The 24,143-nt window shown below is 38.7% G+C and carries 25 protein-coding genes; 23 read left to right on the top strand and 2 right to left on the bottom strand.

Features of this window, described 5'->3' with window-relative positions:
- Window positions 1-16: 16 nt before the first annotated feature.
- From BMY50_RS20840 to BMY50_RS20725, 23 genes are all read left to right on the top strand, one after another.
- Window positions 17-646, top strand: a complete 630-nt coding sequence (locus BMY50_RS20840) for an ExbD/TolR family protein (RefSeq protein WP_093328576.1) — start codon at window positions 17-19, stop codon at window positions 644-646.
- Between the two features lie 33 nt (window positions 647-679).
- Window positions 680-1,186, top strand: coding sequence for an ExbD/TolR family protein (locus BMY50_RS20835; protein WP_093328574.1), 507 nt, complete (start codon window positions 680-682; stop codon window positions 1,184-1,186).
- 31 nt (window positions 1,187-1,217) lie between these two features.
- Window positions 1,218-2,045 carry an energy transducer TonB gene (locus BMY50_RS20830; protein WP_093328571.1) on the top strand — a complete coding sequence of 276 codons (828 nt, stop codon included), beginning with the start codon at window positions 1,218-1,220 and terminating at the stop codon, window positions 2,043-2,045.
- Window positions 2,046-2,456: 411 nt separating this feature from the next.
- A complete protein-coding gene (locus BMY50_RS20820) occupies window positions 2,457-3,314 on the top strand; it encodes a PstS family phosphate ABC transporter substrate-binding protein (protein WP_162276646.1) in 858 nt (285 codons plus the stop codon).
- 30 nt (window positions 3,315-3,344) lie between these two features.
- Window positions 3,345-5,105: a tetratricopeptide repeat protein gene (locus BMY50_RS20815; RefSeq protein ID WP_093328564.1), complete on the top strand. Its 1,761-nt coding sequence runs from the start codon at window positions 3,345-3,347 to the stop codon at window positions 5,103-5,105.
- A gap of 141 nt (window positions 5,106-5,246) precedes the next feature.
- Window positions 5,247-5,624: an NADH-quinone oxidoreductase subunit A gene (locus tag BMY50_RS20810; RefSeq protein ID WP_093328561.1), complete on the top strand. Its 378-nt coding sequence runs from the start codon at window positions 5,247-5,249 to the stop codon at window positions 5,622-5,624.
- 155 nt (window positions 5,625-5,779) lie between these two features.
- Window positions 5,780-6,328 (top strand): NADH-quinone oxidoreductase subunit B, encoded by a 549-nt coding sequence (locus BMY50_RS20805; protein ID WP_093328559.1) that lies wholly within the window; start codon window positions 5,780-5,782, stop codon window positions 6,326-6,328.
- Window positions 6,321-6,824 carry an NADH-quinone oxidoreductase subunit C gene (locus BMY50_RS20800; protein ID WP_093328556.1) on the top strand — a complete coding sequence of 168 codons (504 nt, stop codon included), beginning with the start codon at window positions 6,321-6,323 and terminating at the stop codon, window positions 6,822-6,824. The genes BMY50_RS20805 and BMY50_RS20800 overlap by 8 nt, the downstream gene beginning before the upstream one ends.
- A 9-nt stretch (window positions 6,825-6,833) precedes the next feature.
- The gene (locus tag BMY50_RS20795) at window positions 6,834-8,069 is read left to right on the top strand and encodes an NADH-quinone oxidoreductase subunit D (RefSeq protein WP_093328553.1); all 1,236 of its coding nucleotides are present in this window, start codon (window positions 6,834-6,836) and stop codon (window positions 8,067-8,069) included.
- On the top strand, window positions 8,062-8,577 hold the full coding sequence (locus tag BMY50_RS20790) for an NADH-quinone oxidoreductase subunit NuoE family protein (RefSeq protein ID WP_093328549.1): 516 nt from the start codon (window positions 8,062-8,064) through the stop codon (window positions 8,575-8,577). Before BMY50_RS20795 ends, BMY50_RS20790 begins: the two co-directional genes overlap by 8 nt.
- 31 nt (window positions 8,578-8,608) lie before the next feature.
- Window positions 8,609-9,961, top strand: a complete 1,353-nt coding sequence (gene nuoF, locus BMY50_RS20785) for an NADH-quinone oxidoreductase subunit NuoF (protein WP_093328544.1) — start codon at window positions 8,609-8,611, stop codon at window positions 9,959-9,961.
- Between the two features lie 64 nt (window positions 9,962-10,025).
- Window positions 10,026-11,036 carry a 2Fe-2S iron-sulfur cluster-binding protein gene (locus BMY50_RS20780; protein ID WP_093328541.1) on the top strand — a complete coding sequence of 337 codons (1,011 nt, stop codon included), beginning with the start codon at window positions 10,026-10,028 and terminating at the stop codon, window positions 11,034-11,036.
- Between the two features lie 44 nt (window positions 11,037-11,080).
- The gene (nuoH, locus tag BMY50_RS20775) at window positions 11,081-12,118 is read left to right on the top strand and encodes an NADH-quinone oxidoreductase subunit NuoH (protein WP_093328539.1); all 1,038 of its coding nucleotides are present in this window, start codon (window positions 11,081-11,083) and stop codon (window positions 12,116-12,118) included.
- A gap of 67 nt (window positions 12,119-12,185) precedes the next feature.
- Window positions 12,186-12,722 (top strand): NuoI/complex I 23 kDa subunit family protein, encoded by a 537-nt coding sequence (locus tag BMY50_RS20770; RefSeq protein ID WP_093328532.1) that lies wholly within the window; start codon window positions 12,186-12,188, stop codon window positions 12,720-12,722.
- 24 nt (window positions 12,723-12,746) lie between these two features.
- Window positions 12,747-13,244, top strand: coding sequence for an NADH-quinone oxidoreductase subunit J family protein (locus BMY50_RS20765; RefSeq protein WP_093328529.1), 498 nt, complete (start codon window positions 12,747-12,749; stop codon window positions 13,242-13,244).
- Window positions 13,245-13,574 (top strand): NADH-quinone oxidoreductase subunit NuoK, encoded by a 330-nt coding sequence (gene nuoK / locus BMY50_RS20760; RefSeq protein ID WP_093328526.1) that lies wholly within the window; start codon window positions 13,245-13,247, stop codon window positions 13,572-13,574. It abuts the gene before it with no gap.
- A gap of 160 nt (window positions 13,575-13,734) precedes the next feature.
- Window positions 13,735-15,651, top strand: coding sequence for an NADH-quinone oxidoreductase subunit L (gene nuoL, locus BMY50_RS20755; protein WP_093328523.1), 1,917 nt, complete (start codon window positions 13,735-13,737; stop codon window positions 15,649-15,651).
- Window positions 15,652-15,675: 24 nt separating this feature from the next.
- Window positions 15,676-17,127 carry a complex I subunit 4 family protein gene (locus BMY50_RS20750; protein ID WP_093328521.1) on the top strand — a complete coding sequence of 484 codons (1,452 nt, stop codon included), beginning with the start codon at window positions 15,676-15,678 and terminating at the stop codon, window positions 17,125-17,127.
- A gap of 45 nt (window positions 17,128-17,172) precedes the next feature.
- Complete coding sequence (locus tag BMY50_RS20745) at window positions 17,173-18,555, top strand: NADH-quinone oxidoreductase subunit N (RefSeq protein WP_093328518.1); 1,383 nt, start codon at window positions 17,173-17,175, stop codon at window positions 18,553-18,555.
- An 82-nt stretch (window positions 18,556-18,637) separates the two neighbouring features.
- Complete coding sequence (locus tag BMY50_RS20740) at window positions 18,638-19,282, top strand: DedA family protein (protein WP_093328515.1); 645 nt, start codon at window positions 18,638-18,640, stop codon at window positions 19,280-19,282.
- Window positions 19,283-19,312: 30 nt separating this feature from the next.
- Entirely contained in the window at window positions 19,313-19,855 is a 543-nt protein-coding gene (locus BMY50_RS20735) for an inorganic diphosphatase (RefSeq protein ID WP_093328512.1), read from the top strand.
- 5 nt (window positions 19,856-19,860) lie between these two features.
- Window positions 19,861-21,180: a hemolysin family protein gene (locus BMY50_RS20730; protein ID WP_093328509.1), complete on the top strand. Its 1,320-nt coding sequence runs from the start codon at window positions 19,861-19,863 to the stop codon at window positions 21,178-21,180.
- A gap of 12 nt (window positions 21,181-21,192) precedes the next feature.
- Window positions 21,193-21,903, top strand: a complete 711-nt coding sequence (locus tag BMY50_RS20725; RefSeq protein ID WP_093328506.1) for a 16S rRNA (uracil(1498)-N(3))-methyltransferase — start codon at window positions 21,193-21,195, stop codon at window positions 21,901-21,903.
- Between the two features lie 75 nt (window positions 21,904-21,978).
- Here the strand turns inward: BMY50_RS20725 and BMY50_RS20720 are convergent, their stop codons facing one another.
- Both BMY50_RS20720 and BMY50_RS20715 read right to left on the bottom strand, forming a co-directional pair.
- Window positions 21,979-22,821 carry a prephenate dehydrogenase gene (locus BMY50_RS20720; RefSeq protein WP_093328503.1) on the bottom strand — a complete coding sequence of 281 codons (843 nt, stop codon included), beginning with the start codon at window positions 22,819-22,821 and terminating at the stop codon, window positions 21,979-21,981.
- 21 nt (window positions 22,822-22,842) lie between these two features.
- Window positions 22,843-24,000, bottom strand: a complete 1,158-nt coding sequence (locus BMY50_RS20715) for a pyridoxal phosphate-dependent aminotransferase (RefSeq protein ID WP_093328500.1) — start codon at window positions 23,998-24,000, stop codon at window positions 22,843-22,845.
- Window positions 24,001-24,143 lie beyond the last annotated feature (143 nt).

Genomic DNA, 24,143 nt, shown 5'->3' with positions numbered 1-24,143 from the left:
TTATAAACGTAAAGAGATGCCAAAGATTAAAGTTAAAAGAGCGAGCACGACCATCGATATGACAGCGATGTGTGATGTATCATTCCTATTGCTTACGTTCTTTATTCTTACAGCAACGGCTCGTCAACCAGAACCTCTTCCGGTAGATACTCCTGCCTCAACTGTCCAAATTAAAGTGCCTGATACAAATTTAGGTACGATCACAGTGGGAGGAGATGGGAAAGTGTTTTTTGGTGTTACTGGGCCAAATGTAAGGATGCGTATGCTCGAAAGGATGTCGGAAAAATATAGTGTAGGGTTCTCACAACAAGAAAAGGAGCGATTTTCTCTTATGGAAGGCTTTGGTGTACCATTCGGAAACTTGAAGCAAATTATCGCGATGGATAATGCTGAGCGTAACAAAACAGGCTTACAGCCAGGTATCCCTGCTGATTCCGTAGGGAACACCCCGTCGGAGTTGAACGAGTGGATTTTGGCGGCGCGCTATGCAACCAAAGAAATAAACAACGCAGAAATGCGCGTTGCTATAAAAGGAGATGCCAAAGAACAATATCCTGCTATTAAAAAAGTGATAGACATTCTACAGGGGCAAAAGGTTAATAAGTTTAGTCTGGTGACTAACCTTAAAGGAGAAGAGAAGAATTGATTATCATAACTAATCATTAAAGAGAATTAAGAAATGGCAGAATTAAATACCGGTGGTAAACAGCAACCTAGGGTTGATTTAACAGCGATGGTAGACTTGGCTTTCCTTTTGATTACTTTCTTTATGCTCACTACTTCCTTAAACAAACCTCATGCAATGGATATCAACATGCCTGATAAGGATAAAGAGAATAAAGAGGATAACCTGGAAGTTGCCGATAATAGGAGTATGACCATACTATTAGGAGCTAATAACAAAATAGAATATTACATGGGGCAATTGGAAAAGCCCTTGGATGGCCCTACGGTAGTAGACCATGGTAAGAATGGAATCAGACCTGTGTTGTTGACGAAAATGAAGGACGTGCAGGCCGCTACTGGAAAGGGTCTAATTGTTATTATTAGACCAAGCGATCATTCCAACTATCGTAATTTGGTCGATATTCTCGACGAAATGAAGATTGTTAACGCAACACAATATATGATTGGCGATATTAGTAATCCGGAAGTTGAGTTGTTAAAGCGCGAGGGAATTTATTAACAAGGGCTAAAATCCCAAAATTGAAATAAGAATGTCTAAATTAGATATATTTAAACGGCAGTGGCTTGATGTAGTCTTCGCAGGGCGAAATAAGGCCTACGGTGCTTATGACTTGCGTATCATATCTCCTAAATATACCGCACGGGCTTTGCTTATAGGTGTATTAATTTTCGTAGGCTTGATTACCTCTCCTATGATTATAAAGGCGATTCGAGGCGATCAAGTTGATGAGGCGGAAAAAGTTATAGAAACAGAAGTGGTGCTGTCTGAGCCTCCTCCTGTAAATGAGGAAGCTCCACCCCCACCTCCACCAGTGGAACCTCCACCTCCACGTGTGGATCAGGTGCGTATGCCTCCACCGAAGGTGGTTCCTGCTGAACAGGTGAGAGATGAAGAACCGCCAACTGTTGAGCAGTTGAAAAAAGCGGATCCAGGTCCAAAAACTATTGCAGGTGATCCAACAGCAGATATTCGTATCGATATGCCTGTAGGTGAAGGACCAAAAGATGCGCAGGTAACAGAGGAGGGTTCAGGTGTGATGGATTTTAATGCTGTGGAGGTACAGCCAACCTTTCCTGGTGGTATGCAAGAGTTCTACAAATGGGTAGGTAAAAATTATAACTATCCGCAAATGGCGAAAGAGCAAGGTGTGAACGGTTCAATACACGTTTCCTTTGTGGTAGAACGCGATGGTTCTTTAACAGATATCAAGGTTTTACGTGATCTTAAGTATGGTACAGGTGAAGAAGCCGTACGTATGCTAAAGTCGTCACCTAAATGGAAACCAGGAATACAGAATGGACGTCCGGTACGTGTATCGTATTCACTTCCTATTAAATTGAACCTTCAAGGAATGTAATTAAATGCTTGAAAGTAGAAATAACAATACGAATAAGCAGAAATCGCCCTCAAAGCGATTTCTGTCCATTTTGGGCCTTTTCATGTTCGGCTTTTATTTTGTATTGGGATTAATCATCATCTTTTGGGAGGATTTTCCTTTAAGCTTAGACCGTACATACCGTATTTTATTTGGAATCTTACTAATCGTTTATTCTTTTTTACGCTTTGCTAGATTATGGCAAAATCAACGCTTGGAACGAAAGAGATACAGGTAATAAGCGACAGTTTTATACAAAAGTAGAACGCTTTTTACACGATAACTACAGGAGATATTTAATTTTTTGTTAGCTTTACATTACATGCCTAATTAAGAATGTTCAATATACGTGCTCTTATTTTAACAAGTATAGCTGTTACAAGCTTCCTACTGATGTCTTGTAATAATACGCCATCAAAAGATAGCGTAGGGATACTTACAGGTAGAGCAAATATATTTGTGGATGAAACAATTGCTCCTCTGATTGAAGATCAGATAAGTGTATTTGAAAGTAGTTATACAAATGCAGCGCTAACAATGGTTGCAAAATCTGAGAATGAAGTGGTCAATGCTTTATTAAAAGACTCGGCGCAACTAGCAGTTATGACACGGGAGCTTACTGAGAAGGAGGTGAATTTTTTTAAAGCAAAAACAATTTATCCGAGAACTGTACGTTTTGCTACAGATGCGATCGCCGTAATTACACATAAAAACAATAGTGACTCTACTATTTTAGTGGATGATATTATTAAAATTATGCAAGGTAAAAGCGTGGAGGGGGTTAAATCCCTGGTATTTGATAATGCGAACTCAAGTACGGTTGCCTATTTTAGAAAACTCGCCAAAGTTGATAAGCTACCTGAAAGGGGTGTATACGCGCTAAAAAGCAATGCCGATATTTTAAAATATGTGAATGAAAATCCACAAAGCGTGGGAGTTGTTGGGATTAGTTGGATTGCCGGGCCACCTATGAATTTGCTTGGCTATGTCAAGAATATTAAGACCCTAGGGGTTAAAAACCAGCAGGGAAAACCTGGTGATGATGGCTTCTATAAACCTACTCAATCAAACTTGGCTTTAAATTTGTATCCCTTTACCCGTGCGTTGTATAGCATTAATGTGCAGGGTAAAGAAGCGATTGGAATCGGCTTTTCAGCTTTTTTATATGGAGAAAGAGGGCAACGATTGATTTTGAAATCCGGATTATTGCCAGACAGCATTCCTCCAAGGGAAATAATTATTAGAAAATAGTAAATTAGACTTTTAAAAAACAAAAGAACAATGAAAATGATAAGAAGAGCAGCAGGTTTAGGTCTTGCGATTGCTTTTATAGCATCGGGGGCTTCTTATGCACAAAGTCTTAAAGATGCACAAGTTGCCATAGACGCCGAGCAGTATGCTAAAGCTAAATCCATTTTAAAGAATTTGGTTCAGAATAAACCAAAAGATGCGGAGAACTATTTTTATCTAGGCGACATCTATTTGGTCACTGATTATCCTGATTCTGCCAAAACCTTTTTTCAACAAGGCTTAGAGGCAGATCCAAAATTGAATCTAAATAAAGTGGGCCTAGGTGCAGTGGCACTTGCCCAAAATAATACTGCCGAAGCAGAAAAGTTGTTTACAGAAGCAACAGAAAAAGCTAAAAAGAAAGACTATTTAGAAAATTTATATGTGGGTAGGGCCTACATGAATTCAAATTTGGAGAAGCCTGATTATAAGAAAGCCTTGACGTATTTGGAAAAAGCGAAAGCTGCTAACCAAAAGGATGCCTTAATTCCTTCCTCTTTAGGGGATGCTTATTTCGGGCTAGGCGATGCAAGTAACGCTTACACAAATTTCCGGGATGCTTATGATTTGGATAATACGTTTACACGTGCACGTGTACAAATGGCCATTATCTCCAAACAAGCAAGAGCCTTTCCAGAAGCAGTGCAAGATTTGACTAAAATTACACAAGAACATCCTGAATATGCACCTGCTTATCGTGAGTTGGCAGAAACTTATAACGCTTACGCACAATTTGCTACAAAAACGGAAGATTATAACAGCCGTATTCAAGAAGGCATGAAGTTCTATAAGCAATATATGGATCTGACCGATTATTCATTAGATTCTCGTATGCGTTACGCCGATTTCATGATTAAGGCAAAGGATTATAAGAACCTGGAAGAACAAGCGAACGAGATGGCTAAGGTAGATAAAGTTAATCCGCGTATTTTGCGCTATTTAGGTTATGCTGCTTACGAAAATGGTAACTACCCTTCTAGTCAGAAAGCCTTGACAGATTTTCTTTCCAAAGTAGAGGAAGCCAGAATTATTCCAGATGACTACTATTTCTTAGGTTTATCGGAGATTCGTGTAGCTGCAGATTCTGCTTCAAGTACGACCGATACGACTTTGCTGGCACAAGGAGTTGCGAATCTAAGTAAAGCGGTTGCAAAGGATACTACTTGGAAACTAGCGGAACAATTAAGCGGCGAAGCAAAGAAAACGTTTGACGCAAAAAATTTCGCACTTGCTGGCGCTTTATTTAAAGCTGCCGCTCAGGCGCCGAAATCAAAAACGTACAACTATGACCTATTCTATTGGGGATTCTCGCAGTACTATAACTATGCGTTGGGTCTGAGTAAAGAACCAAAACCAAGTAAAGCTATTTTGAATGACGCCATCGTTGCTTTTGATAAAGTGAATGAAGTAGCGCCTGATATGGCTGAAGCTTATTTGTTTAAAGCCAAATCATACTCATTGTTGGATGATGACCCTCAAAATCCTAAAGGATTGGCGGTGCCTCATTATCAGAAATATCTAGAAGTAATAGGAACGAAAGAACCAGATGTTATTCAAAAGGCAGGCAGGTCAAGAGCAGAAGCGCATAACGTGATTGCAGCAAACTTAGTAAACCAGGAAAAATATGAAGAAGCTCGCCAACAATTACAGCAAGCTTTAGAGGCTGAGCCTGGTAATGCCTATGCTACACAAACGTTAGAGCAATTAAAACCAGCTGCTGCTGGTGCAGATGCAGCAGCACCAAAGAAATAGTTATTATATAACATATCATTTAATAGCAGTGCCCAGATCTAGCTAGATCTGGGCACTGCTATTTGATAGTATTTAGTAGTGAGACTTGTGATTTTCAGAAGTATCGTTTATGTTTGTAATCAGATTAAAAAAGACAAGATTATGGACGCCGCTACAACCAGTACTCCAATAGATTACTTACCAATTCTCTTTCAAATGATAGTTGCCGCTGGGTTTGGCGTTGGTACCATCATTGTTACCCATATAATAGGGCCCAAACTTCGTACAGATAATAAGCTTAGCTCGTTCGAATCCGGTATAGAAGTAATTGGAAATGCAAGGCAAGCTGTTTCTATAAAATATTTCATGGTAGCTATACTTTTTGTCATATTTGATATTGAAGTGATCTTCATGTACCCTTGGGCTGTGAACTTTAGATCCTTTGGAATGGACGGACTAATAGAAATGTTCATCTTCATGGGGCTTCTATTGCTGGGCTTTATTTACGTTATCAAAAAACGGGCATTAGAGTGGGATTAATAACCTTTTTCTTTTCTGTAGAACAGTTCTAAATAACCATTAGTTGTCGTTTCTGAGTGCTAAATTATTAAATTTGAGAGCATACCTGCCTTTGAAGTGTAGGTTGTTTTTGTGATATCAATGCCATGACCAGTTGGCATTTAATACCGTGAATTATGAGTGATATAAAATTAGCCCCCGCTCCTCCGGGAGTATCAGGGGCAGGTTTTTTTGCCACTACTCTTGATAAAGCTGTTGGGCTAGCCCGAGCAAACTCCTTATGGCCTTTACCTTTTGCAACCTCTTGCTGCGGTATTGAGTTTATGGCCACTATGGGGTCAACGTATGATCTGGCCAGATTTGGAGCAGAGAGACCTAGTTTCTCCCCTCGTCAGTCGGACATGTTGTTAGTCATGGGGACAATTGCAAAAAAAATGGGCCCTGTGCTTAAACAGGTCTATATACAAATGGCAGAGCCTAGATGGGTGATAGCCGTAGGGGCATGTGCCTCGAGTGGAGGTATCTTCGATACTTATTCAGTGCTACAGGGGATTGACGAAGTAATTCCTGTGGACGTATATGTCCCTGGTTGTCCACCAAGACCCGAAGCCATTCTAGATGGTGTAATGCGGTTACAGGACATTGTAAGGACTGAATCCGTTAGAAGAAGGGAGTCTGATGAATATAAAGCATTGTTAGAAAGTTACGGTATCCATAATGGCTAGATTAGATAATAAGACACTCTTAGAATTGATGTCTCAAGAATTTGGAGGCGATGTTAAAAGTATTGACGAGGCGTTTGGATTATTGGCGGTAGAAACAGCTAAAGAAAAAATTATTGAAGTACTTGAGTTTTTGAAAACGCATAAGGACCTTCAATTTATCTATCTAACTGATATTACGGCCGTCCATTATCCTTCACAATCATTGAGTATTGCCGTTGTTTATCATTTACATAGCTTAAAGCATAATGTCCGTATTCGAGTAAAGGTGTTTTTGGATGGAGGCAAACCCGAAATTCCGTCTGCTACCGTTTTGTGGAATGGTGCAAATTGGATGGAAAGAGAAACGTATGATTTCTTCGGTGTAATCTTTACAGGGCATCCCGATTTGAGGAGAATATTGAATGTAGATGATATGGAAGTCTTTCCTATGCGGAAAGAATATCCGCTGGAAGATCCTAATAGAGTAGATAAGAAAGATTTTTTCTTTGGAAGATAAGTTTATGTTATGAGCGAGTTTAAGCCTGTTGTTAAACCAAACCATCCGATTTTTGAAGACAATGATCCGCAAGATGAATTGGTTACCCTTAATCTAGGACCAACGCACCCTGCTACACATGGTGTGTTTCAAAATGTATTGCAGGTAGATGGCGAAAGAATAGTTAGTGGGGTTTCCACTATCGGTTATATACATAGGGCTTTTGAAAAAATAGCGGAGCATAGGCCTTATTATCAGATAACACCGTTAACGGATAGACTTAATTACTGTTCGTCGCCGATCAATAATATGGGTTGGCATATGACCGTGGAAAAACTGCTGGGAATTGAGATTCCGAAGCGTGTTCAATATATGCGTGTTATCATTATGGAGCTTGCTCGTATTGCCGATCACATTATTTGCAACGGAATTTTAGGAGTGGATACGGGCGCCTTTTCGGGTTTTCTCTATGTAATGCAAGAAAGGGAGTTCATCTACGAAATATTTGAAGAGATATGCGGCGCTAGGCTGACAACTAACATTGGTCGAATTGGAGGTTTTGAACGTGACTTTAATGAAGTAGCCTTCCAGAAAATAAAGGAATTTATCAAACGATATCCGCCTGTATTGGCAGAATTTGAAGATTTGTTTAATAGAAACCGGATTTTCATAGAACGTACGGCAGGAGTAGCAAGCGTTAGTCCCGAAACGGCATTAAGTTATAGCTGGAGCGGACCGATATTGAGAGCAACGGGAGTTGATTACGATGTTAGAGCAAATGAACCTTATTCTTCTTATGAAGAATTTGACTTTGATATTCCAGTTGGAGAAAACGGAGATGTATACGATCGATATATGGTTCGGAACGAAGAAATGCGTCAGAGCCTTCGAATTATCGCACAAGCCCTGGAAAAAATAGAAAAAGAGCCGAAAGGTATATTCCACGCAGACGTACCAGCATTTTATTTACCTCCAAAAGAACAGGTTTATAATAATATGGAAGCGTTAATCTATCACTTCAAAATTGTAATGGGCGAAATAGATACACCTAAAACGGAAGTTTACCATGCTGTAGAGGGTGGAAATGGTGAGTTAGGTTTTTATCTTATTAGTGACGGAGGAAGGTCTCCTTATAGATTGCATTTTAGAAGACCTTCTTTTATTAATTATCAGATGTATGCCCCTATGAGTAGTGGGATGTTACTTTCAGATGCTATAATTAACATGAGTAGTTTAAACGTTATTGCAGGAGAATTAGATGCTTAGTGTAAAGAAAAACGAACCCGTCGAATTTCAGGAAGATCTGATCAGCAAATTTGATGAGTTGGTAAAACGATATCCGGAAGGTAGACAGAAATCTGCCTTGTTGCCGATGTTACATTTAGTACAGGCTCAATTTGGCTGGTTAAGCGTTACCGCAATGGATAAGGTTGCCAGTTACCTCAAAATTGAACCGATAGAAGTTTATGAGGTAGCTACTTTTTATACTATGTTTTTTCTTCAACCAAGGGGGAAGTATGTTTTAGAAGTCTGTAGGACAGGTCCTTGTTGCCTAGTTGGAGCAGAACGTATTATGAAACATATCGAAAACCGATTAGGTGTTAAGGAGAATGAAGTAACGCCCGATGGCTTGTTTAGCTGGCGTGGCATAGAATGCGTTGCTGCTTGTGGAATGGGACCAGTACTCCAGATAGGACCTGAGTACACCTATCATGAACATCTTACAGAAGAAGGTGTTGATCAGTTAGTTGAAAGTTTAAGAAACAAAGGTTAAGCAAGGCTTTAACATAATAGTAATTAATAAAATGGCTCGAAAACTATTATTAGAACATATAAATGTACCCCAGATAAACACTTTAGCCGTTTATCGCGAGAAGGGGGGGTATCGTGCTGTTGAAAAGGCAATAAAAAACATGAGCCCGGAAGATGTAGTGGAGGAGGTGAAAAAATCTGGTTTGCGTGGAAGAGGCGGAGCAGGCTTTCCCACAGGCATGAAATGGAGTTTTTTAGCTAAGCCAGAGGGTGTACCGCGTTATTTGGTTTGTAATGCGGACGAATCGGAACCTGGGACATTTAAAGATCGTTATTTAATGACCCACATTCCACATGCATTGATAGAGGGAATGATCGTTTCGAGCTATGCGCTTGGTGCAAAAACGTCCTATATTTATGTGCGCGGTGAAATGATGCCTCAAATTAGAATTTTAGAAAGAGCAATTGAAGAAGCAAAAGCCGCTGGGTTTTTGGGTAAAAATATCCTCGGCTCTGGTTATGATCTTGAATTGTATGTGCAGCCAGGTGGCGGTGCTTATATCTGCGGAGAAGAAACCGCATTATTAGAATCATTAGAAGGGAAACGGGGAAACCCTCGCATAAAGCCGCCTTTTCCTGCTATTGCAGGATTATATAACTGTCCAACGGTAGTTAATAACGTTGAATCTATTGCTGCCGTTGTACCTATATTGAATATTGGCGCGGAAGAATATGCTAAAATTGGTATTGAGAGGAGTACAGGTACGAAATTAATTTCAGCGTCTGGCAATATTAACAAGCCTGGTGTTTATGAAATTGAGTTGGGAGTACCCGTTGAAGAATTTATTTATTCAGACGAATACTGTGGAGGAATAGCAAACGGCAAGAGATTGAAAGCTGTTGTTGCAGGTGGATCATCTGTTCCCATACTTCCAGCAAATCTTATTTTAAAAACAGCAAAAGGAGATAACCGCTTAATGACCTATGAATCGTTAGCAGATGGTGGATTTGCCACTGGAACGATGCTTGGCTCTGGCGGGTTTGTAGTATTTGATGAAGATCAATGTATCGTTCGGAATACTTGGAATTTTACACGTTTTTATCATCATGAAAGTTGCGGACAATGTTCGCCGTGTAGGGAAGGGACCGGTTGGATGGAAAAAGTCCTACATCGCTTGGAGCATGGTCATGGTAACTTGAGTGATATGGACTTATTGGTGGATGTTTCAAAGAAGATAGAAGGGAATACAATTTGTCCGCTTGGAGATGCCGCCGCATGGCCGGTAGCAAGTGCAATAAGACATTTTAGAGATGAGTTTGAATGGCATGTTACACATGGCGAAGAATCCCAAACCGGAAATTACGGATTGGCACATTATGCAGATCCTCTAGAACCGGTTATTTAATTGTACTACGGGGTCCTTGTTTGGATAAATTAAGTTAAATAGCTATTTGCTAAAAGCTAAAATTATGGCTGATAACGAAAAGATAAAAGTAAGTATTGATGGTATTCCTGTTGAAGTTGATCCAGGAACAACCATACTAAATGCAGCAAGAAAGATTGGTGGAGACATTGTCCCGCCAGCCATGTGCTATTATTCGAAGTTAGAGGGTAGTGGAGGTAAATGCCGTACATGTTTGGTAAAGGTAAGCAAGGGGTCGGAAAAAGATCCGAGACCCATGCCTAAGTTAGTTGCTTCTTGCCGTACAACTGTGATGGATGGTATGGAAGTTCAGAATATCACTTCGAATGAAGTGATAGAAGCTCGAAAGGGGGTGGTGGAGATGTTACTTATCAATCATCCTTTAGATTGCCCGATATGCGATCAGGCGGGTGAATGTCATTTGCAAGATTTAGGTTTTGAACATGGGGCCGTTTCTACTCGTTACGAGTTCGAGAGAAGAACTTTTGATAAAATTGATATAGGAGATAAAATACAACTACACATGACAAGATGTATTCTTTGTTATCGATGCGTATTTACTGCTGATCAATTGACGAATCAACGGGTACATGGTATTTTGGGCAGAGGGGATGCCGCTGAAATTTCAACTTATATCGAAAAGGCGATTGATAATGACTTTTCCGGTAATGTAATCGACGTATGTCCGGTAGGAGCACTTACCGATCGGACCTTTCGTTTTAAGAACAGGGTATGGTTTACAAAACCGGTAGAAGCACATCGCGATTGTCCAACTTGTTCTGGTAAAGTTACCTTATGGTATAAGGGAGAAGAGGTTCTGCGGGTAACAGCGCGTAAAGACCAGTATGGTGAGGTGGAAGAATTTATTTGTAATACCTGTAGGTTTGAGAAAAAACATACAGCTGATTGGGCTATTGAAGGGCCAAGAGCCGTAGCACATACGTCGGTTATTTCATCGAACCATTATGAGAACTTAAAGCCGCTACAGGTTATTAAAGAAAATCCAACATTAAAAGAAGCAAATAAGTATCAGTTTGAACGTTCAGTGCGATTATAAATAAACCGACTAATTAAATAAAAACTGATCATTAAAACAGTGCAATGGAAACAGCATTTATTATAGAAAAATTCGTATTAATTACAATTGTTTTCGTGCTTACTTTGGTAATTGCCATGTATTCTACGCTTGCGGAGAGGAAGGTAGCAGGGTTTATGCAAGATAGAAATGGTCCTGATCGTGCGGGGCCATTCGGAATTTTACAACCGCTGGCGGATGGTGGTAAATTCTTCTTTAAAGAAGAAATTATTCCGGCAGGGGCGCATAAAAGCTTATTTATTGCGGGGCCAACAATAGCCATTATTACCGCTTGTATTAGCAGTGCGGTCATTCCTTGGGGGCAGCAGTTAACAATTGGCGATCGGGTGATTGACTTACAGGTGGCAGACATCAATGTGGGGATCTTATATGTTTTTGGCGTGATTGCGTTAGGTGTGTATGGTATTATGTTGGGCGGATGGGCTTCAAATAATAAATTTTCTTTAATGGGTGCTATTCGTGCAGCTTCACAGAGTATTAGCTATGAAATTGCAATGGGCTTATCCATCATCGCACTTCTGATGGTTACGCAAACTTTGTCTATTAAAGATATCGTTGCACAACAGAGCGGTTTTGTAAATTGGAATATATGGGTTCAACCGCTTGGCTTTATCATCTTTGTAACGTGTGCTTTTGCCGAATGTAATCGAGTCCCTTTTGATTTACCTGAATGCGAAACAGAATTGGTAGGAGGGTATCATACAGAGTATTCGTCCATGAAATTAGGACTCTACATGTTTTCAGAATATATCAACATGTTTGTATCCTCTGCTGTTATGTCAGCCTTGTATTTTGGGGGGTATAACTTCCCGTTTATGAATGACCTCGGATTATCTCAAAATTGGATAACCATTATCGGTGTGCTCGCATTTTTTCTGAAAATTTTTGCATTCATATTCTTTTTTATGTGGATTCGATGGACACTACCGCGCTTTAGGTATGATCAGTTGATGAATCTTGGCTGGAAAATTCTCATACCTTTAGCTATAGCAAATATTGTGCTTACAGGTATAATAACGTTAATAAAAGATACTTACTGGTAACGCTAACAGGGGTAACCGATCAGGTATATGCATTTGTATAGCGTAATATAAAGAGAAAGGATAAAAGATGGAATCTTTAAGTAATAGAAAAAAGGTATTGGAGCAGAAACCTATGAATTTCTGGGAGCGTATGTATCTTCCGGCAATTATAAAAGGAATGCGCATTACAATACGGCACTTCTTTAAAAAGAAAGCTACAGTGTCTTATCCGGAAGTAGAACGACCATATTCCAAGAATTATCGGGGTATGCACTCGCTGAAGCGAGATGAAGAAGGAAGGGAGCGGTGTACTGCCTGTGGTTTATGTGCGCTTTCTTGTCCCGCTGAGGCAATTAGCATGATTTCGGCTGAACGTAAAAAAGGTGAAGAACATCTTTATAGGGAGGAAAAATATGCCGCTGTATACGAAATAAATATGTTGCGTTGTATTTTTTGTGGCCTTTGTGAAGAAGCTTGTCCTAAAGAAGCAATTTACTTAGATGGTCCGCACGTGCCGGCCGATTATTTACGGAAGGATTTTATATACGGGAAAAATAAATTAGTGGAAGAAAGGTTTGATGTCAATTTGTTAGAGATGGCAAACCTTAAACAAGAGATTAACTAATCAAATTAACAACGTGAACTTAAAATGAGCTTATTTTATTTTATAGCCTTTCTTTCTATATTTTTTGCAGTAATGGTAATTACAACCAAAAATCCAGTACATAGCGTGCTTTATTTGGTGATTACCTTCTTTACATTTACTGTACACTATATTCTGTTAAATGCGCAATTCCTAGCGGTGGTGAATTTCATTGTTTATATGGGAGCAATAATGGTTTTATTCCTTTTTGTACTCATGCTGCTCAATCTAAATAAAGAAACGGAACCTATGAAATCGGTATTGGTTAAGGCAATCGGTACCATCGCAGGTATGTGCTTATTAGTTACTATAGCGGGGTCCGTTAAGGTCTTGGAAGTTTCTAACCCCGTAGTTCTTAAAAATCCGGAGATAGGTTTGGTGGATAACTTAGGCAAGGTTTTATTCAAGGAATTTTTATTACCGTTCGAAATTTCATCTATCTTATTGTTAACGGCAATGGTAGGAGCTGTTTTATTAGCAAAAAAAGAACCTAAAGATATTTAAATGGAAGCTATTATACAAGATATACAGGGAATTCCCCTTAATCATTATATTCTTTTAAGTAGTATTATTTTTACTATTGGCGTAATAGGCGTCTTAATAAGAAGAAATGTCATTATTATCATGATGTCTATCGAGCTCATGTTAAATGCCGTTAATCTCTTGTTAGCGGCCTTCTCTGCCTACCATGGAGATGCTTCAGGACAGGTTTTTGTCTTTTTTATTATGGCACTGGCAGCAGCAGAAGTGGCTGTGGGCTTAGCTATTATTGTAATGGTATATAGAAATACAAAATCAATCGATATAAACTTGCTAAATAAGTTGAAATGGTAATTAGGTTAAGTATGTTAGCTGTTATGAGTCGTGACGATGAAACATATTTGTAAATTAAGGAGTAATGAATTTGTCTTGATACTTTTGTCTTACATCTTGATACCAAGAACTAATAACACAACCAATAACGAATAACCAGTAACGAATAACGAACATAAGTATGAATAGTTTAATTTGGATAGTGCTTTTTCCCTTAATAGGTTTCGCAATTAATGGAATAGGTAGAAATGTATTGTCAAAACCCATTATCTCTATTGTAGGGTGTGGAACTATTCTAGCATCTTTTCTATTGAGCTGTGGAGCTTTTAGTACTGTGTACGCTGCAAGAAAGTCTGGAGAAATTGCTTCCTTTACACAGACGGTTTTTGAATGGATCAATGTGGGAAACCTGCATATCTCACTTTCGTTTCTTGTAGATCCACTAAGCGCTATCATGTTACTTATTGTAACGGGAATTGGATTCCTTATTCATTTGTATTCAACTGCTTATATGAAACATGACGCTGGTTTTGGTAAATTCTTTTCTTACCTCAATCTGTTCATTTTCTTTATGCTCCTACTCGTATTAGGATCTAATTATGTAGTGATGTTTATTGGCTGGGAAGGCGTGGGATTATGCTCCTATTTATTGATTGGCTTTTGGTACCACCGAGTGGATTATGCCAGTGCCGCAAAAAAAGCGTTCGTAATGAACAGAATAGGCGATTTAGGCTTCTTGCTTGCCATATTTCTTATTTTTAACACGTTTGGTTCACTCGAATTCTCAGCTGTTTTGCCAAAAGCGGCGCAGTTAGAAGTGGGTAATGCTACTCTGTTCTTAATCACGTTGTTATTGTTTATCGCCGCAACGGGTAAATCGGCTCAGATTCCATTATTTACATGGCTGCCTGACGCGATGGCAGGGCCGACACCTGTATCGGCTTTAATACACGCAGCAACAATGGTAACTGCAGGTATCTACTTAATAGTGCGTTCTAATATTATGTTCGTGCTCTCCCCTGTAACGATGGAGATCATCGCTATTGTAGGCCTGGCAACGGCTCTTCTTGCAGCTTTTATTGCGCTGACGCAAAATGATATTAAGAAAGTACTTGCTTATTCAACGGTATCTCAATTAGGATATATGTTTCTCGGTCTGGGAGTAGGGGCTTTTACTGGTGCGTTTTTTCATGTTATTACACATGCGTTTTTTAAGGCCCTCCTATTTTTGGGAGCTGGTTCAGTGATCCATGCTATGAGTAACGAACAGGATATGCGGATGATGGGTAATCTTAAAAAGAAGCTACCCATTACTTTTGCAACAATGTTCATTGGAACCGTAGCAATTGCTGGGATTCCTCCTTTAGCTGGCTTTTTCTCAAAGGATGAGATTTTAGCACATGCCTTTGGTCACAATCAATTATATTGGATGCTAGGATTTATCGGTGCACTATTCACTGCCTTTTATATGTTCAGAATGTTATTCCTTACTTTTTACGGTAACTTTAGAGGAACATATGAACAAGAAAAACACGTGCATGAGTCTCCAATATCTATGACACTCCCACTTATGGTTTTGGCAGCGTTGTCTATCATAGGAGGAATATTGAATGTCCCTCAAGCTTTGGGTGGAACTATGGGGCTTGCCACATTCCTTCAACCCGTGTTTGACGCCTCTGCTTCGAAGCTGAGTGCTGCCCACTTATCCCATTCTACCGAATATATTTTAATGGGAGCTTCTGCTATTGCTGCAATAGGAATGGCTATATATGCCTATATAACCTATGTGTCGAAAGGTGTAGTTCCAGCTGCTGATCATGAAAATAGGGGTGGTTTGACTAGGCTGTCTTATCATAAATTGTATATTGATGAGCTTTATGATGCGATCATTGTAAAGCCATTGAACATTTTATCGAGCTTTTTCTTCAAAATTATAGACAAAAAGACAATAGACGGATTTGTGAATGCGCTGGGGCAAGGAGCTTCTCAATCTGGTAAGTTAATAAGGCTTTTGCAGCAAGGGAATGTTGGCTATTACATTTTTTTTATGGTTATAGGTGTTATAGTGCTGCTCGCTTACGGACTATTTATAATTTAATTAGATTAAGGTAACTGAATTTTCATGAATAACTTAGCTTTACTTCTTTTATTACCAGTCTTTGGAGCCCTTTTGCTTGCCTTTGTAAAAAAATCGGGCACAGCAAAGTCAATCGCTCTTATCTTCTCAGTACTTACGCTTGCTTTGACAGTTCCTTTTCTGGTCGCCTTTATACCTGATGCAAGTAAACAATTTGAGCAGAATATACCATGGATTCCAAGTCTCGGTATTCATTTTCACATAGGTTTGGATGGTATTAGTTTACCTTTAGTTATCTTAACGAATGGTCTTGTCCCATTAATTATTTTAAGCACATTCGGTCAACAACAAAAAGGTGGATTTTATGCACTAATGCTGTTTATGCAGACGGGTTTGCTGCTGGTATTTACAGCCCTAGATGCTTTTTTGTTCTATGTAGGCTGGGAAATAGCGCTTATTCCTATCTATTTTATATGCGGTCTTTGGGGAGGAGTGAATAGGATTCGTGTAACATTGAAATTTTTCATTTATACCTTTTCTGGCAGTTTACTCATGTTAATAGCTATTATTTATCTATATACACAGGTGCCAACAGCTAATTATGAATTAACTTCATTTTACGAATTGGATTTAGATGAAAAAACCCAGCGATATATCTTCTGGGCATTTTTTGTGGCTTTTGCAATTAAAATGCCATTATTTCCTTTTCATACCTGGCAACCTGATACTTATGTTGAAGCGCCAATGGCCGGTACTATGTTGCTCTCGGGAATCATGTTAAAGATGGGTGTTTATGGCTTAATACGTTGGTTAATACCAATCGCTCCTCTAGGTGTAAGCCAGTATGGACATCTAGCAATGATATTGGCGATCATTGGTATTGTCTATGCTTCTATCATAGCTTTTCAGCAACAAGACTTAAAACGATTAATTGCTTACTCTTCTATCGCACACGTTGGTTTAATCGCTGCTGGTGTATTCGTTTGGAATGTTCAAGGGCTCCAAGGGGCTATGATTCAAATGGTTAATCACGGTATTAGTGTGATAGGATTATTCTTTGTAGTAGAAATTGTGTCACGGCAGTTTGGAAGCAGGGAGATGCAGCATATGGGAGGAATTGCAAAAGTGGCTCCTCGATTGGCAATTGTCTTTCTGATCATTATACTTGGCGCAATAGGACTCCCTTTAACAAATGGTTTCATTGGAGAATTCTTATTGTTAATGGGCGTTTATCAGGCGGGTATCTGGACAGCCATATTTGCTGGTTTAACCATTATACTTGGAGCTGTATATATGTTACGTATGTACCAAGGTGTAATGTTGGGAGATACGAATCAGAAAGCAGGTATATTCCGAGATATAGCAGGAAGTGAACTGTTGGTGTTTGCAATTCTTGTCGCTTTGATAGTAGGAATAGGCGTTTATCCTAAACCGCTATTGCATTTATCAGAGGCCGCCGTGTCAAATTTGGTAGAACAAGTAAAAATTGGTTATTAATTAAATACTGGGTTGTTAATCTGGTAAAGAAATAAAAGAAAACAAATGAGTGCAATTATTACATTGTCTTTATTAGCAATATTGGTTTTATACTTAGGGATTTTCAAACTTCGTAATGCCTTGCTTTCTGTATCATTAATTGGATTGATGGCTGCCCTAGTGTTTGAATTGAGATTATGGAACGAAGAGGCCGAACCGATATTCAACGGTATGGTGCTGTTTGATAAGTTTTCTTTGGCTTTTTCAATATTAATTATTTTCATAACAGGCCTTATTCTCCTACTATCTAAAGGATACTTTGATAAAATTAGCGCTAATATTGCCGAATATTACGCGTTGATTATTTTTTCGTTAACGGGTGCGTTGTTGGTCGTGTCTTTTCATAACCTTTCCATGCTTTTTATTGGTATAGAAATCATGTCTGTTGCTTTATATATATTAGCTGGTATAAGGAAAAAAGATTTGGCGTCTAACGAAGCATCTTTAAAATATTTCTTGATGGGAGCTTTCTCTACTGGCTTCTTACTATTTGGTATTGCGTTGCTTTATGGCGCAAGTGCCTCTTTTGACCTTACGGAAATCAAGAATTACGTTACTACCAATTCCGGACAATTACCAGCTATGTTTTATGCCGGAATATTGTTTCTAATTGTTGGACTTGCATTTAAGGTGGGGGCGGCGCCGTTTCATTTTTGGACACCTGATGTTTACGACGGATCGCCAATTTTAGTTACTACTTTCATGAGTACAGTAGTAAAAACAGCGGCATTCGCTGGGTTCCTACGCCTCTTTATAACTTGCTTTGATCAGCTGCAAAGTTTTTGGGTACCTATACTACTAGTGATGATTATCATTACCTTATTTATAGGAAATATTAGCGCATTGGTACAACTTAGCTTTAAAAGAATGTTAGCGTATTCGAGTATTTCACATGCAGGCTATATGCTGTTTGCAATACTTAACATGGGTGTTCAAGCAAGTGGAGCAATGTTAGTTTATGCTGCCGCTTATTCTGTCGCTTCCGTTCTTGCATTCGCCGTATTGATTGTGGTAAAGAGAAATAGAGGAAGCGAGCATTTTGAAGCTTTCAATGGATTAGGAAAATCCAATCCGCTGATGGCGCTTGTACTAACACTATCTATGCTTTCATTAGCCGGTATTCCCCTGACGGCCGGATTCATAGGTAAATTTATGATGTTTTCAGAAGCCTTGAGTAATCTTCATATAGCTTTGGTTGTTTTAGCGGCAATAAATGCGGCGATTGGCATCTTCTATTATTTCCATGTTATTATTAATATGTACTTTAGAGAAGCCGAAATTAATGATCAAATTTCCATAGACATGAATTATAAAACTGTGCTCTTCATTGCGGCAGCTTTAACGCTCATATTAGGAATATACCCCGATTTTCTCACTCATCTTATCTAAGTACATCAAAAACCCAACGAAGTAGGTAGGAAGTAAATTTATCGTTGGTTTGGATTTATAATTAGTAGCTTTGTAGCTATATATGCAAGAATTCTGGTTATCCATTTTTCAATATTTAGATGCTGAGACCATGATCAGGTCAGGAGGCTTCTACCTCATATTGTTCGTTATTTTTGCTGAAACTGGTCTCTTTTTTGGTTTCTTTTTACCGGGAGATTATTTGTTATTCCTGGCAGGATTGTTTACTGCTTCGGGCCTTCTAGAAGTGTCTATTTTTTCTTTATGTTTAGGAATGATAATTGCTGGCATCTTAGGTAATTTTGTGGGGTACTGGTTTGGCTGGCGTACGGGGCCAATGCTTTTTAAAAGAAAAGATACCTGGCTGTTTAAACAAAAATATATTGTAATGGCTGAGGAGTTTTATAATAAATATGGAGGTACTGCCCTTATTTTGGGAAGATTTATGCCAATAATACGTACCTTTGCTCCAATATTTGCTGGTGTAGTGCGTCTGGATTTCAAAAAATTCGTTTTATTTAATATAATAGGAAGTTTTTTATGGGTCCTTGTGTTAACATTGGCAGGATATTATTTAGGAAAGAAGTTTCCTCAAATAGTTGAGTACATAGAGTACATTGTGATCGGTTTTGTTGTATTAGCAACAGCCCCGATTATTATTACCATCATAAAAAGAAAATTAAGTAAAACTTCTAATAAAGAGGATTAAACACAGTAAAATTTAGAAAGAATAAATTATATGAACAACGCACATCCGTGGCATGACGTTTCTCCTGGCGATGACGTCCCTTCTTCTGTAAATGCAATTATTGAAATACCTAAAGGATCAAAAGCGAAATACGAAATAGACAAAGAAAGCGGCCTGCTTAAGCTGGATCGTGTACTGTTTTCGTCTGTAATGTATCCGGCAAATTATGGATTTATACCGCAAACCTATTGTGATGATAAGGATCCGCTTGATATATTGGTGATTTGTTCTGTAGATGTAATTCCAATGTCTATTATAGAAGCAAAGGTGATTGGCGTTATGCATATGGTTGATGGAGGTGAGCAGGATGATAAAATTATTGCGGTGGCAAAAAATGACATGTCGGCAAATTATATAAATGACTTATCGGAGTTGCCTCCTCACACTATGAAAGAAATTGTTAGGTTTTTCCAGGATTACAAAGCGCTGGAAGGGAAAAATGTTACAATTGAAAAATGGATGGGGAAATCGTTTGCTTATACCTGTATACAGGAGAGTTTAGAACTCTATCAGAATACGTTTATTAACAAATAAGGTCCATGGGCTTCCAAATTTTTGTTACGTTATTTCTGGTACTGCTCAATGGTTTCTTTGTTGCAGCAGAATTTGCTATTGTGAAAGTTAGAATTTCACAAATAGAAGTAAAGGCTAAATCAGGTAATAGCGTGGCAAAAATAGCCAAGCATATAACGCAACACTTAGATGGATATCTTGCCGCAACTCAATTAGGTATAACGCTTGCTTCCTTGGGTTTAGGTTGGGTGGGAGAGTCGGTAATGACAGAAATCGTCCACAAGGTTTTTGCGCTCTTCAATGTGGAACTTTCTGGTTCTATTGCCACTAATTTAGGCCACGTTCTGGCATTTTCCATCATCACAGTATTACACATTGTTTTTGGAGAGTTGGCACCTAAGTCAATAGCTATTCAACGTCCAATCGGAACAACGATGGCACTCTCTGTTCCCCTACGGTTTTTTTATATTATTTTCCGTCCTTTTATCTGGATATTAAACGGCTTTGCGAATTTTATTTTAAGAGTATTAGGTTTCGGTTCGCCCGTTCATGAAGCACATCATTCTACGGAGGAATTGCAGTATTTACTCGATCAGGGGAAAGAAAGCGGAGCGCTAAATATGGTGGAACATGAACTTATAAAAAATGTTTTTGATTTCAATGAACGGGTCGTTAAGAACATAATGGTGCCGAGAACTAAAATTGTTGGGATTGAATTAAGCAGCCCTCGAGAAGAGTTATTGGAGACAATCATTAGCGAAGGGTACTCTAGGATTCCTGTTTATGATGAAACAATAGATAAAATTGTAGGTATTGTTCATGCGAAGGATATTTTGCCACTTATGGTGAATAAGAAGGAGTTTGTGCTAAAAACAATTATTCGCAAGCCATATTTCATTGCCGAGAATAAAAAAATAAACGATTTAATGAGTGAGTTTCAGTTGAAACGCATTCAAATAGCAATCGTATTGGATGAGTTTGGTGGAACAGCCGGCATGGTTACACTAGAAGATATTGTGGAAGAACTCGTTGGAGAGATTCAAGATGAATATGATGAGGAAAAGCCAATCGTTGAGAAAGCCTCAGATACGGAATACATAGTTGAAGCGGCCGCTAGTGTACATGATGTGAACGAGTTCTTGCCATATGAGCTTCCTGTGAGCCCTGAGTATGATACTATTTCCGGTTTAGTGATAACAGTTTTTGATAAAATCCCTGATGTTGGAGAACGGAAAGAATATCATGGATATGTCTTTACCATTCTAAAAAAGACTCAACAAAACATTGAATATGTCAAGTTGGAATCACTACCTCGTGTGGATGGAAGTGAAGAGGAAGAATCTTGATAATACATTGCAGTGCATTTTTTTTACACACCAGATATCGTACCTAATAAAGCTGAATATACGCTCAGCGAAGAGGAAAGTAAACATTGTACACGAGTCCTACGACTGAAAGAAGGCGATGAGGTCTCCTTAATCGACGGGAAAGGACATTTATATAAGGGCCTGCTGCAAGAAGCTCATCCAAAACGCGCAAGAATTAAGATTTTGTCTATCTTACCCGAATTTGGGAAACGAAATCATTATTTGCATATAGCAATTGCACCTACAAAAAATATTGATCGTTTAGAGTGGTTCCTTGAAAAGGCAACAGAAATAGGTATAGACGAAATCTCTCTCTTAATTTGTGAGCACTCCGAACGAAGAGAAGTTAAAACAGAACGTTTACAGAAGGTGATCACCGCGGCGGTAAAGCAATCACTAACAGCTTATCATCCGAAACTTAACGAAGCAACAAAGTTAAATGAGTTTTTGAAAAGAACGGATTTAGGCCAAGGCTTTATAGCACATTGTTTAGATCAGGAAAAAGAGTACCTCACAGATGTCGTCGTTCCAAATAGCAATGTATGCATACTCATAGGTCCCGAAGGTGACTTCAGTCTAAATGAAGTCGACCTGTCTTTAGCCCAAGGGTTTAGGCCCATAAGTTTAGGAAATACTCGCCTTCGAACAGAAACTGCAGCGCTTTATGCTTGTTTTGAAATTAATGTTTTAAACAGAAATTAGTTTTTCATTTGCTCATGATAAATGGTTAGCTCATAGCTAGCCACTCTATTTTACCCGCCAGTTATTTAAATTCTCTTATTTAAGTATTCTCTTGATTTTATTTGATTTCTTTATAAGTTTATAAAAGGACTGATAGTCTTCTTTTTCCAATAGATTTTGCATATTCTGGAGTTGTCTAATGTGCTCCGCCAGTACATCCATAACGTTTTTACGATTTTGCTTAAAAATAGGAATCCACATGTCTGCCGAGCTTTTTGCTAAACGTACGGTAGACTCAAAACCTGAGCTTGCCAGCTCGAAAATCCGTCCTTGTGATTTTTCTTTTTCCAACACTGTCAGTGCTAAAGCAAATGAGGTGATGTGCGATATGTGAGAAACATAGGCAGTATGGATATCATGCTCTTTAGCATTCATAAAAACTGTATTCATTTCCAACTGATCTATGATACTTTCTGCAATATCGAATGCATCTTCGTCACTGTTTGTCGCGTCGCAGTAAATCATTGTCTTTCCTGAAAATAGATTAGGTAAGGCAGCCTCAGGCCCTGAATATTCTGTACCGGCCATGGGGTGGCATGCCACAAACCGTCCTCGTTTAGGATGCTTATCAATAATTGCCAACAACTTCTCTTTAGTAGATCCCATGTCCATCACCACTTGTTGATCATTAATCTTATCTAGTATATCTGGAAGTATATTACAAATCACATCAACGGGAGTAGACAGGATGAGTACATCTGTATGTTTTATCGCTTCATTTAATGATTGTACCTCATCTATAAAACCTATATTTAACGCTTTTGTAAGATTGGTTTCGTCCTTATCAACGCCAATAACCTTTGTTACGAAATCCTTATTTTTTAAAGCAAGCGCAATTGAACCTCCTATAAGCCCAACACCTACTATAGCAATATTCATTTTTTATTGGATTTAAATAAATTATATCAATTTTATTCTATCAATAGCTTCCTGAAGCTTTTCCTCAGAGGTACATAAGCTTACACGTATGTAAGAATTACCAGCACTTCCGAAGATTCCGCCAGGAGTTATGAATACGGTCGATTCACTTAGTATTTTATCACTGAGTTGATAGCCGTCCTCATATTGTTGCGGTATTTTAGCCCAAACGAACATGCCCACGTGGTTGATGTCATAAGTACAATTGAGCAGATCAAGTAAAACATAAACTTTAGCTCTTCGGGCCCTGTATATGTTGTTCAGATCAGCATACCAGTCTTTATCAAGTGCTAGTGCTTTTACAGCGGCCATCTGAAGTGGTAAAAACATGCCCGAGTCCATGTTGCTCTTAAACCTTAAAATCTCATTAACGCGCTCTTGATTACCGATGAGCATGCCTACCCGCCATCCGGCCATATTGCTGGATTTGCTGAAAGAATTTAATTCAATAGCGACATCTTTCGCTCCATCAACAGACATAAGGCTACTAGGTTGATCAGTCAGTATAAAACTGTATGGATTATCATGACAGATTAAAATGTTATGCTTCCTGGCAAAAGAAACCAATTCTTGGAAAAATGTTTGACTCGCTTGTGCGCCAGTGGGCATATGCGGATAGTTTATCCACATAATTTTAACATTACTTAGGTCTTGTTTCCCCAATTCCTCAAAATCTGGAAGCCATTTATTCTCTTCCTTTAAGTTATAATATACGCCTTCAGCACCTGTAAGCCTTACAGCAGCGCTATAGGTTGGATATCCTGGGTTGGGAATAAGCACTTCGTCTCCTTCTTGTAAGTAAGTCATACATACGTGCATGATACCCTCTTTAGACCCGATTAACGGGAGCACCTCTGTTTCAGGGTTTATATCAGCATCATAAAACTTTTTGTACCAGGCAGCGATTGCATTTCTCAATGCAGGAATACCCTTGTAGTTTTGATACGCATGTGTGTTAGGGAGCGAAGCATAATAATTCAGCGCTTCAATAACCGAAGGATGAGGAGGAAGATCAGGGCTCCCAATACCTAAATTAATGACATTGAAGCCCTGTTTGTTAAGTTCATCAATTTCCCTTAATTTTTTAGAAAAATAATATTCTTCAGTATGTTGTAATCTTTTAGCGACTTCTATACGCATGGTGTTCCAATTAAGCGGCCTAATTTACTAAATAACTTGCGATTTTAGTATTTTTGATAGGCTTAAGTTTAAATTGAGTGATAACCATGTTTTTACAAACAGTTCGTCCAGTGTACCAGCTTTTTGTTAACTTTGTAACTTTG

The sequence above is a fragment of the Olivibacter domesticus genome (genome assembly GCF_900109575.1).
In the GTDB taxonomy this organism is placed as follows: domain Bacteria; phylum Bacteroidota; class Bacteroidia; order Sphingobacteriales; family Sphingobacteriaceae; genus Olivibacter; species Olivibacter domesticus.
This window is presented reverse-complemented; position numbering and strand designations above follow the sequence as displayed.

Coding starts and splice junctions, on each gene's coding strand:
- BMY50_RS20815 (WP_093328564.1), top strand. CDS start 3,345: ATGAAAATGATAAGAAGAGCAGCAGGTTTAGGTCTTGCGATTGCTTTT.
- nuoF (WP_093328544.1), top strand. CDS start 8,609: ATGGCTCGAAAACTATTATTAGAACATATAAATGTACCCCAGATAAAC.
- BMY50_RS20715 (WP_093328500.1), bottom strand. CDS start 24,000: ATGCGTATAGAAGTCGCTAAAAGATTACAACATACTGAAGAATATTAT.
- BMY50_RS20720 (WP_093328503.1), bottom strand. CDS start 22,821: ATGAATATTGCTATAGTAGGTGTTGGGCTTATAGGAGGTTCAATTGCG.
- BMY50_RS20830 (WP_093328571.1), top strand. CDS start 1,218: ATGTCTAAATTAGATATATTTAAACGGCAGTGGCTTGATGTAGTCTTC.
- BMY50_RS20800 (WP_093328556.1), top strand. CDS start 6,321: ATGGCTAGATTAGATAATAAGACACTCTTAGAATTGATGTCTCAAGAA.
- BMY50_RS20770 (WP_093328532.1), top strand. CDS start 12,186: ATGGAATCTTTAAGTAATAGAAAAAAGGTATTGGAGCAGAAACCTATG.
- BMY50_RS20840 (WP_093328576.1), top strand. CDS start 17: ATGCCAAAGATTAAAGTTAAAAGAGCGAGCACGACCATCGATATGACA.
- BMY50_RS20790 (WP_093328549.1), top strand. CDS start 8,062: ATGCTTAGTGTAAAGAAAAACGAACCCGTCGAATTTCAGGAAGATCTG.
- nuoL (WP_093328523.1), top strand. CDS start 13,735: ATGAATAGTTTAATTTGGATAGTGCTTTTTCCCTTAATAGGTTTCGCA.
- BMY50_RS20795 (WP_093328553.1), top strand. CDS start 6,834: ATGAGCGAGTTTAAGCCTGTTGTTAAACCAAACCATCCGATTTTTGAA.
- BMY50_RS20750 (WP_093328521.1), top strand. CDS start 15,676: ATGAATAACTTAGCTTTACTTCTTTTATTACCAGTCTTTGGAGCCCTT.
- BMY50_RS20735 (WP_093328512.1), top strand. CDS start 19,313: ATGAACAACGCACATCCGTGGCATGACGTTTCTCCTGGCGATGACGTC.
- BMY50_RS20730 (WP_093328509.1), top strand. CDS start 19,861: ATGGGCTTCCAAATTTTTGTTACGTTATTTCTGGTACTGCTCAATGGT.
- BMY50_RS20835 (WP_093328574.1), top strand. CDS start 680: ATGGCAGAATTAAATACCGGTGGTAAACAGCAACCTAGGGTTGATTTA.
- BMY50_RS20805 (WP_093328559.1), top strand. CDS start 5,780: ATGAGTGATATAAAATTAGCCCCCGCTCCTCCGGGAGTATCAGGGGCA.
- BMY50_RS20740 (WP_093328515.1), top strand. CDS start 18,638: ATGCAAGAATTCTGGTTATCCATTTTTCAATATTTAGATGCTGAGACC.
- nuoK (WP_093328526.1), top strand. CDS start 13,245: ATGGAAGCTATTATACAAGATATACAGGGAATTCCCCTTAATCATTAT.
- BMY50_RS20745 (WP_093328518.1), top strand. CDS start 17,173: ATGAGTGCAATTATTACATTGTCTTTATTAGCAATATTGGTTTTATAC.
- nuoH (WP_093328539.1), top strand. CDS start 11,081: ATGGAAACAGCATTTATTATAGAAAAATTCGTATTAATTACAATTGTT.
- BMY50_RS20780 (WP_093328541.1), top strand. CDS start 10,026: ATGGCTGATAACGAAAAGATAAAAGTAAGTATTGATGGTATTCCTGTT.
- BMY50_RS20810 (WP_093328561.1), top strand. CDS start 5,247: ATGGACGCCGCTACAACCAGTACTCCAATAGATTACTTACCAATTCTC.
- BMY50_RS20765 (WP_093328529.1), top strand. CDS start 12,747: ATGAGCTTATTTTATTTTATAGCCTTTCTTTCTATATTTTTTGCAGTA.
- BMY50_RS20820 (WP_162276646.1), top strand. CDS start 2,457: ATGTCTTGTAATAATACGCCATCAAAAGATAGCGTAGGGATACTTACA.